The organism is Pseudomonas sp. AFG_SD02_1510_Pfu_092, assembly GCF_003331055.1.
Lineage (GTDB): Bacteria > Pseudomonadota > Gammaproteobacteria > Pseudomonadales > Pseudomonadaceae > Aquipseudomonas.
The window spans coordinates 53,507-60,389 of the sequence record NZ_PUQD01000031.1; the positions used below are offsets into that span (position 1 = coordinate 53,507).

Here is a 6,883-nt window from a genome sequence, read left to right on the forward strand (position 1 = left end):
GGCGGCCCTGCGCAGAATTCGCTCCTGACATCGCCTTACTTTCAGGAGCCCTCCATGAAACGCTGCACGCCCCTGCTGCTCGCCCTCACCCTGGCCAGCGCTGCCCAGGCCAGCCTGGCCGCCGACTGGCAGACCTCGCCCTACGGCGCACAGGACGAAATCGGCGCGGCCAACCTGCTGACCGCGGAAGTGGTCAAGCAGGCGGTCGGCCTGGTCAAGGTCGGCAAGACCTACCCGCTGGCGGTGCCGGTCAGCAAAGACCTGCCGGCCTTCCGCCACCGTAGTTTCCACCTGTACAACATCCAGCCTGGCGAGCAGGCGGGCCAGACCCTGGGCCGCAACAAGTTCAGCTTCAACGATGAACTGGTCAACGGCTGGACCGGCGTCGGCACCCAGCTCAACGGCATCGGCCACATCGGTATCGACAACGTCTACTACAACGGCAACAAGGCTGCCGACTTCGTCACCGTCGAAGGCGTGACCCGGCTGGGCGTGGAAAAAGTGCCGCCCATGGTCACCCGCGGCGTGGTGCTGGACATGACCGCTCACTACGGCAAGGCCGTGGTGCCAGGCGGCACATCGTTCACCGTCGCCGACATCAAGGCGGTACTGAAGAAACAAGGCATCACCCTGCGCAAAGGTGATGTGGTGCTGTTCAACACCGGTTGGCTGGAGCTGATCGGCAAGGACAACCAGCAGTTCCTCGCCACCGAGCCGGGCATCGACCTGCCGGCGGCCGAGTGGCTGGCCGACCAGGGCATCGTCGCCTTTGGTGGTGATACCTGGGCGTCGGAGGTGTACCCGAACCCGAGCGGTGAGGAATTCCCGGTCAACCAGTTCATGCTGACCAAACGCGGCATCTACAACCTGGAACTGATCGACACCCGCGCGCTGGTGAAGGACAAGGCGTTCGAGTTCCTGTTCGTGCTGGGGCAGCCGCTGTACAAAGGCTCGACCCAGGTCAACATCAACCCGGTGGCGATCTACTGATCGATACCGGCCAGGGTCATGCCGCGCGGCGGCGCGCCAGGCAGGCATAGCCCAGGCCCAGCACGCTGACCGCCAACACCCCGAGCAATGCCAGCAGCTCGTGGCCATAGCGGGCCACCCAGGCCGGGAAGCCGATGACCTCGCGGTACACCTGCACATCGGCTTGGCCTTCGGCATGGCTGATGCTGACACCGCCCTGGCGGATCTGCGAATAGTCCGCGTCGAAATACACCCAGACCTTGCAGGCGCCACCCGGCTCGATGGCCGGGATGTCCACCTGCGGGGTGGCGGTTTCGAGGATGGTGTCGTTGCCAGCGGCGTCGCGCACCTGCACCAGGCCCTTGGCCGGCAGGCGGATTTTCACCTCGCGCACTTGCGCATCGCCGCTGTTGCGCAACTCGATGAGCAAACCGGTGCGGTGGTCGACCAGCCCGGCTTCGAAGGGCTTGGCAAACAGCCGGGCATACGGCGCCTGGGCCATTTCGATCAGCCGCTCGACCTGGTCCTGGTTCAGCCTGCCTTCGCTGATGGTATGGATGCGCCCCTGCAGCTGCTCGTACTTGAGCTGCTCGCTGGCCTTGCTGATACGTTCGCTGAACTGGCTGGGGTAGGTAAGGTAGGCATAGGTCAGCGATGCCTCCAGGCGCGGTTTGCCGCGGAGCATCGCATAGGCGGCAAGCAGGACCATCAGGCCAAGCAGCACGGCTACGAGAAGCTTCCCTACCTTGTCCCAGCTCAATGTGAACTTCCTTCTGATATGGTGCAGACGATCGAAACTGGCCAAGGGTGCCAAGTTCGCGCCCCCCAGGCAAGCCTGACTAAGGCTCCTGCTCGCCCGCCCGGTCCTGGCGCAACTGCTGCAACTGGCCGTCGATCAGCGCCTTGGCCATGCCCGCCAGGTAATAGGTGGCCTGCATCATCACCTTGCGGTCGCCGGGCCGGTCGATGGCCTTGCGCGTGAGTTCGGTGATGCAGCCCATGATGTTCGAGGCCTCCATGAGGGCCGTGCGCATCGGTAGCTGCGCTTTCATTTCCACCAGTTCGGCACCGCCGGTACCGAAACGGCCTGCTGCGCGCACGACATTGAGTTTGCTGTTGTCTTTCGGGGTGTCGTTGTCCATGTGCATTTCTCCGGGTTGCGAGCGTGCCGAGACTAGGCCGCTGCCCGCCCGGCGACAATCACCCAAGGCCTGGAAAGGGCTACTTTGGGAAATGGACTACAAGAACCCTACAGAGGGGGAAGCGCTGCCAGCGGTCAGGCTCTTGACCGGCACCCGCCGCTGACAGACGATCAACCTTCCCCACACAAGGACGAACACCATGCTGCGGATACTCGGTAGAGCCTCTTCCATCAATGTACGAAAAGTCCTGTGGGCCTGCGCCGAGTTCGAGGTCGCGTACGAGCGCGAAGACTGGGGTAGCGGCTTCAAGCCCACCGACAGCGCGGAATTTCTGGCGTTGAACCCCAACGCCATGGTCCCGGTGATCCAGGATGGCGACTTCACCCTGTGGGAATCCAACAGCATCATCCGTTACCTGGCCACGCGCTACGGCGCCACCGCGTTCTACCCGAGCGAGGCGCAGGCGCGCGCCAGGATCGACCAGTGGATCGACTGGCAGGCCTCCGACCTCAACCGCTCGTGGAGCTACGCGTTCATGTCGCTGGTCAGGCATTCCCCCGCGCATCAGGACCCACAGGCCCTGGCCGCCGGTTGCGCGGACTGGTCGCATTACATGGGCATCCTCGACCGCCAGTTGGCGAGCACCGGGGCCTATGTGGCGGGTAGCCAGTTCACCTTGGCCGATATCCCGATCGGCCTGTCGGTCAACCGCTGGTTCGAAACCCCCTTCGACCACCCGCACCTGCCGGCGGTGCGCGATTACTACGAACGGCTGAGCGAGCGCCCGGCTTATCACCTGCATGGCCGCAACGGTACGCCGTGAGGGCCAGCTAGCGCCGCTGGGTTAAAATCCAACCCTGTGGGAGCGGGCGAGCCCGCGAAGCAGGCAGCGCGGTGGCTGGCACCGGCTTTGCCGGTGTTCGCGGGCTCGCCCGCTCCCACAGGGCCGCGCGAACCATGGCTCCGCACGCAGATACACTTGCCCCATGCACAGGCTCAGGAGTTGCTTCATGCCCTACCCCATCGAACAGAAACTGGTCATCGGCGTGGCTTCGAGTGCGCTGTTCGACCTCACCGTTTCGGACGACATCTACCAGACCCAGGGCGTCGAGGCCTACCGCAAGCACCAGCAGCAGAACCTGGACGAGCCGTTTCCCAAGGGCGTCGCCTTTCCGTTCATCCGCCGCTTCCTGAGCATCAACCAGGCCTTCCCCGAGCAATTGCCGGTCGAGGTCGTGCTGCTTTCACGCAACTCGCCGGAAACCGGCCTGCGCGTGTTTCGCTCGATCGACCATTACCAGCTGGACATCACCCGCGCCGCCTTCATGTCGGGCCGCTCGCCATACGAGTACATCCCGGCATTCAATGCCTCGCTGTTCCTCAGCGCCAACGAAGAAGACGTGCAGAAGGCCATCGACGCCAACTACCCGGCCGGCCGGGTGTTGCCGACGCGCATTTATGACGACGAGATCGACACCGAATTACGGGTAGCCTTCGACTTCGACGGGGTGATCGCCGACGACGAGGCAGAAAGCGTGTACAAGCGGGGCAACAACCTGGACGAATTCCAGGAACATGAGCGGCTGCACATGGGCGTGCCGCACTCGCCCGGGCCGCTGGCCGACCTGTACCGCAAGCTGTCGCTGATACGCATGCTGGAAGATCGCAAGCTGGCCGAGGACCCGACGTACCAGCGGATCTTGCGCATCGCGATCGTCACCGCGCGCAACGCGCCTTCGCACGAGCGGGTGGTGACCACGCTGAAGAACTGGGGCGTGTCGCCGGACGAGTGCTTCTTCCTGGGCGGAATGGAGAAACCCAGGGTGCTGTCGATCCTCAAGCCGCATGTGTTCTTCGATGACCAGCGCAGCCACCTGCAGTCATCGGCTGGCAACTTGCCCATGGTGCATGTGCCGTTCGGCGTGGCGAACAAGGCCCTTGCCGCAGCGGCTGCCGCGCCGCAGGGCGACGCTGAAACCGGCTTGAGCCCCCAGCAAACCGCTACGCTGGGGGACACCGCGTGAACCTTGTTGCAGGCCGCAGGGGTCAGGCCACTTCGATCTGCGACAGCCCCAGCGTCTCGGCCTGGGCCAGCACCTCTTGGGGGCTGGCATCGGCTGGCGGCATCAGCAGCTTGTTCTCGCCATCGCCGAAATGCAGCAGCAACAGGTGCAAGGCTGCCTCGTGCAGGGCAAGGTTGGGCTGCTTCAGTTCGAAGCTGTGCGAGGAGGGTTGGCCATTGAGCTGGTAACGGATGTGGTAGGTATGCATGAGCACCTCAAAGCGGTTGGGGTCTCATTACCTGACCGGCAGGACAAGAAAAGATTCATCCCGATGCCCAACCCCAGTGGCGAAGGCGATGCCACCCTTGACCAACTCCCCACCCCCACCACATGCTCGGTCGCTCCACCCACGCTCAAGGAACGATTGCATGAAGCTGGAAACGCTCGCCATCCACGCAGGCTTCAGCCACGACCCGGCCACCCGGGCCGTGGCCGTGCCGATCTACCAGACCACGTCCTTCGCCTTCGACGATACCCAGCACGGCGCCGACCTGTTCGACCTCAAGGTCGCCGGCAACATCTATTCGCGGATCATGAACCCCACCAACGATGTGCTCGAGCAACGCATGGCCGCCCTGGAAGGCGGGGTCGGTGCGCTGGCGGTGGCCTCGGGCATGGCAGCCATCACCTACGCCATCCAGACCGTCGCCGAGGCGGGCGACAATATCGTCTCGGTGGCCAAGCTATACGGCGGCACCTACAACCTGCTGGCCCACACCTTGCCACGCATGGGCATCCACACCCGCTTCGCCGCCCACGACGACATCGCCGCCCTCGAAGCGCTGATCGATGAGCGCACCAAGGCGGTGTTCTGCGAGTCCATCGGCAACCCCGCCGGCAATATCGTCGATATCGCCGCGTTGGCCGAGGCCGCCCACCGCCACGGGGTGCCGCTGATCGTCGACAACACCGTGGCCACCCCGGTGCTGTGCCGGCCGTTCGAGCACGGCGCCGATATCGTCGTGCACTCGCTGACCAAGTACATCGGCGGCCACGGCACCAGCATCGGCGGCATCGTCATCGATTCCGGCAAATTCCCCTGGGCCGATCACAAAACACGCTTCGCCCTGCTCAACACCCCCGACCCGTCCTACCACGGCGTCACCTACACCGAAGCCTTCGGCCCCGCCGCCTTCATCGGCCGCTGCCGCGTGGTGCCGCTGCGCAACACCGGCGCCGCGCTGTCGCCGTTCAACGCCTTCCTGATCCTGCAAGGCCTGGAAACCCTGGCCCTGCGCATGGAGCGCCATACCGAGAACGCGCTCAAGGTCGCCCGCTACCTGCAAGCCCACGAGCAGGTGGCCTGGGTCAAGTACGCCGGCCTGCCCGAGCATCCCGAACATGCACTGGCCCAGCGCTACACCGGCGGCAAACCAGCGTCGATCCTGTCGTTCGGCATCCAGGGCGGCCAGGCGGCCGGGGCGCGCTTCATCGATGCGTTGCAGCTGGTGGTACGCCTGGTGAACATCGGCGACGCCAAGTCGCTGGCCTGCCACCCCGCCTCCACCACCCACCGCCAGCTCAATGACGAAGAGCTGGAAAAGGCCGGTGTGCCACGCGACATGGTGCGCCTGTCAATCGGCATCGAGCACTGCGACGACATCATCGCCGACCTGGCCCAGGCCCTGGAGGCCAGCCGCGGTTGACGCACCCGCGCCCCACCCAATGCCGACGGCGGGCGCCCCCTTGCAAAACCGGATTTGCGCGCAATGACCCTGCTCTACCTGAAACTGCTCGTCACGCCCCTGTTGATGTGGGCCATATCCCTTGCCTCGCGGCGCTGGGGCGGCCTGCTGGGCGGGCTGCTGTCCGGCCTGCCGATCACCTCGGCACTGGTGATGACCTTCCTGTGCCTGGAACAAGGCACGGCGTTCGCCCTGGGCGCAGTGCCCGGTGCGCTGGGTGGCCTGGCGGCGGTGCAAGCCACTTACACCTTCTACCTGTTCGCTACGCGCAGGCTCGGCATCGCCTCGGCCGTGTTGCTGGCGTTGCTGTTTTACGGCCTGGCGGCCTATGCGTTTACCCACTGGGGCAGCCTGTACCTGTCGATAGCCGTGGCGCTGGTGCTGATCGGCGTGCTGATACGCGCCAGCGGCCGCGAACCCCGGCCGGACACCCTGGCGCGGCCACGGCATCGGTATTGGGAGATCCCCTTGCGCATGGTGTCTGCCACTTCGTTGCTGATGGTCACCACCAGCCTGGCCCACTGGCTGGGCCCGGCGACCAGCGGGATGCTGGCGCCAATCCCGGTAATTGCCTGGCCGTTGGTGGTGTTTGCCCATGTTCAAGGTGGCCGGGCCGGGATGGCGGCGATGGTGCGCGGCAATGCAATTGGCGCCGTGGGGGTGATTGCGTTCTATCTGGTGATGGCCGGGATGCTCGATGCCTGGGGCGTCGCAGTTGCCATCAGCCTGGCCATGCTTTGCGCCGTGATGCTGACTGTGGGGCTGGCGGCTGCGTTGCGACGGGGCTGATAGGGTGGCGCGTCTGGCTGAGCCACATGCACTGAGCCACATCCATCATTCAAAGAAGTTTCCTACAAGCTTTTAGGACGCCCAATGCCCCTCTGGCAAGCGATTCCCCGTTAGTGTTCAGAGGCCTTCAAGGCCCTGTCCAACACGAGGATCGCTCATGACCATCAGCCAACGTATCGCCATTGCAGCGGCCGAAGCCGGGCTGCCGCATGACCAGTGCATGTACTGTGAACGT

Annotated in this window: 8 protein-coding genes; 5 read left to right on the forward strand and 3 right to left on the reverse strand. The window is 64.7% G+C overall.

Translation table 11 applies throughout. The annotated features are described in order from the left end of the window. Window positions 1-54 precede the first annotated feature (54 nt). Window positions 55-990 (forward strand): cyclase family protein, encoded by a 936-nt coding sequence (locus tag C6A77_RS14805; protein WP_114170141.1) that lies wholly within the window; start codon window positions 55-57, stop codon window positions 988-990. Between the two features lie 16 nt (window positions 991-1,006). On the opposite strand, the gene C6A77_RS14810 is transcribed toward C6A77_RS14805, so the two are convergent. Further along, window positions 1,007-1,729, reverse strand: a complete 723-nt coding sequence (locus C6A77_RS14810; RefSeq protein ID WP_114170142.1) for a hypothetical protein — start codon at window positions 1,727-1,729, stop codon at window positions 1,007-1,009. Between the two features lie 79 nt (window positions 1,730-1,808). Beyond that, a complete protein-coding gene (locus C6A77_RS14815; RefSeq protein ID WP_114170143.1) occupies window positions 1,809-2,111 on the reverse strand; it encodes a DUF3077 domain-containing protein in 303 nt (100 codons plus the stop codon). Between the two features lie 199 nt (window positions 2,112-2,310). On the opposite strand from C6A77_RS14815, the gene C6A77_RS14820 reads away from it, so the two are divergent. Both C6A77_RS14820 and C6A77_RS14825 read left to right on the forward strand, forming a co-directional pair. Next, a complete protein-coding gene (locus C6A77_RS14820; protein WP_114170144.1) occupies window positions 2,311-2,934 on the forward strand; it encodes a glutathione S-transferase in 624 nt (207 codons plus the stop codon). A gap of 187 nt (window positions 2,935-3,121) precedes the next feature. Further along, on the forward strand, window positions 3,122-4,135 hold the full coding sequence (locus C6A77_RS14825) for a 5'-nucleotidase (RefSeq protein WP_114170145.1): 1,014 nt from the start codon (window positions 3,122-3,124) through the stop codon (window positions 4,133-4,135). A 22-nt stretch (window positions 4,136-4,157) separates the two neighbouring features. On the opposite strand, the gene C6A77_RS14830 is transcribed toward C6A77_RS14825, so the two are convergent. After that, complete coding sequence (locus C6A77_RS14830; RefSeq protein ID WP_114170146.1) at window positions 4,158-4,382, reverse strand: hypothetical protein; 225 nt, start codon at window positions 4,380-4,382, stop codon at window positions 4,158-4,160. A 160-nt stretch (window positions 4,383-4,542) separates the two neighbouring features. Here C6A77_RS14830 and C6A77_RS14835 point away from each other — a divergent pair, with 160 nt between their 5' ends. Both C6A77_RS14835 and C6A77_RS14840 read left to right on the forward strand, forming a co-directional pair. Continuing rightward, window positions 4,543-5,820, forward strand: a complete 1,278-nt coding sequence (locus tag C6A77_RS14835) for a bifunctional O-acetylhomoserine aminocarboxypropyltransferase/cysteine synthase (protein WP_114170147.1) — start codon at window positions 4,543-4,545, stop codon at window positions 5,818-5,820. Window positions 5,821-5,883: 63 nt separating this feature from the next. Then, complete coding sequence (locus C6A77_RS14840) at window positions 5,884-6,648, forward strand: hypothetical protein (RefSeq protein WP_114170148.1); 765 nt, start codon at window positions 5,884-5,886, stop codon at window positions 6,646-6,648. The last annotated feature ends 235 nt before the right edge of the window (window positions 6,649-6,883 follow it).

What these genes read in the sequence shown, in the direction of transcription:
- C6A77_RS14805 (WP_114170141.1), top strand. Translation starts at nt 55, where the DNA reads ATGAAACGCTGCACGCCCCTGCTGCTCGCCCTCACCCTGGCCAGCGCT.
- C6A77_RS14815 (WP_114170143.1), bottom strand. Translation starts at nt 2,111, where the DNA reads ATGGACAACGACACCCCGAAAGACAACAGCAAACTCAATGTCGTGCGC.
- C6A77_RS14820 (WP_114170144.1), top strand. Translation starts at nt 2,311, where the DNA reads ATGCTGCGGATACTCGGTAGAGCCTCTTCCATCAATGTACGAAAAGTC.
- C6A77_RS14825 (WP_114170145.1), top strand. Translation starts at nt 3,122, where the DNA reads ATGCCCTACCCCATCGAACAGAAACTGGTCATCGGCGTGGCTTCGAGT.
- C6A77_RS14830 (WP_114170146.1), bottom strand. Translation starts at nt 4,382, where the DNA reads ATGCATACCTACCACATCCGTTACCAGCTCAATGGCCAACCCTCCTCG.
- C6A77_RS14835 (WP_114170147.1), top strand. Translation starts at nt 4,543, where the DNA reads ATGAAGCTGGAAACGCTCGCCATCCACGCAGGCTTCAGCCACGACCCG.
- C6A77_RS14840 (WP_114170148.1), top strand. Translation starts at nt 5,884, where the DNA reads ATGACCCTGCTCTACCTGAAACTGCTCGTCACGCCCCTGTTGATGTGG.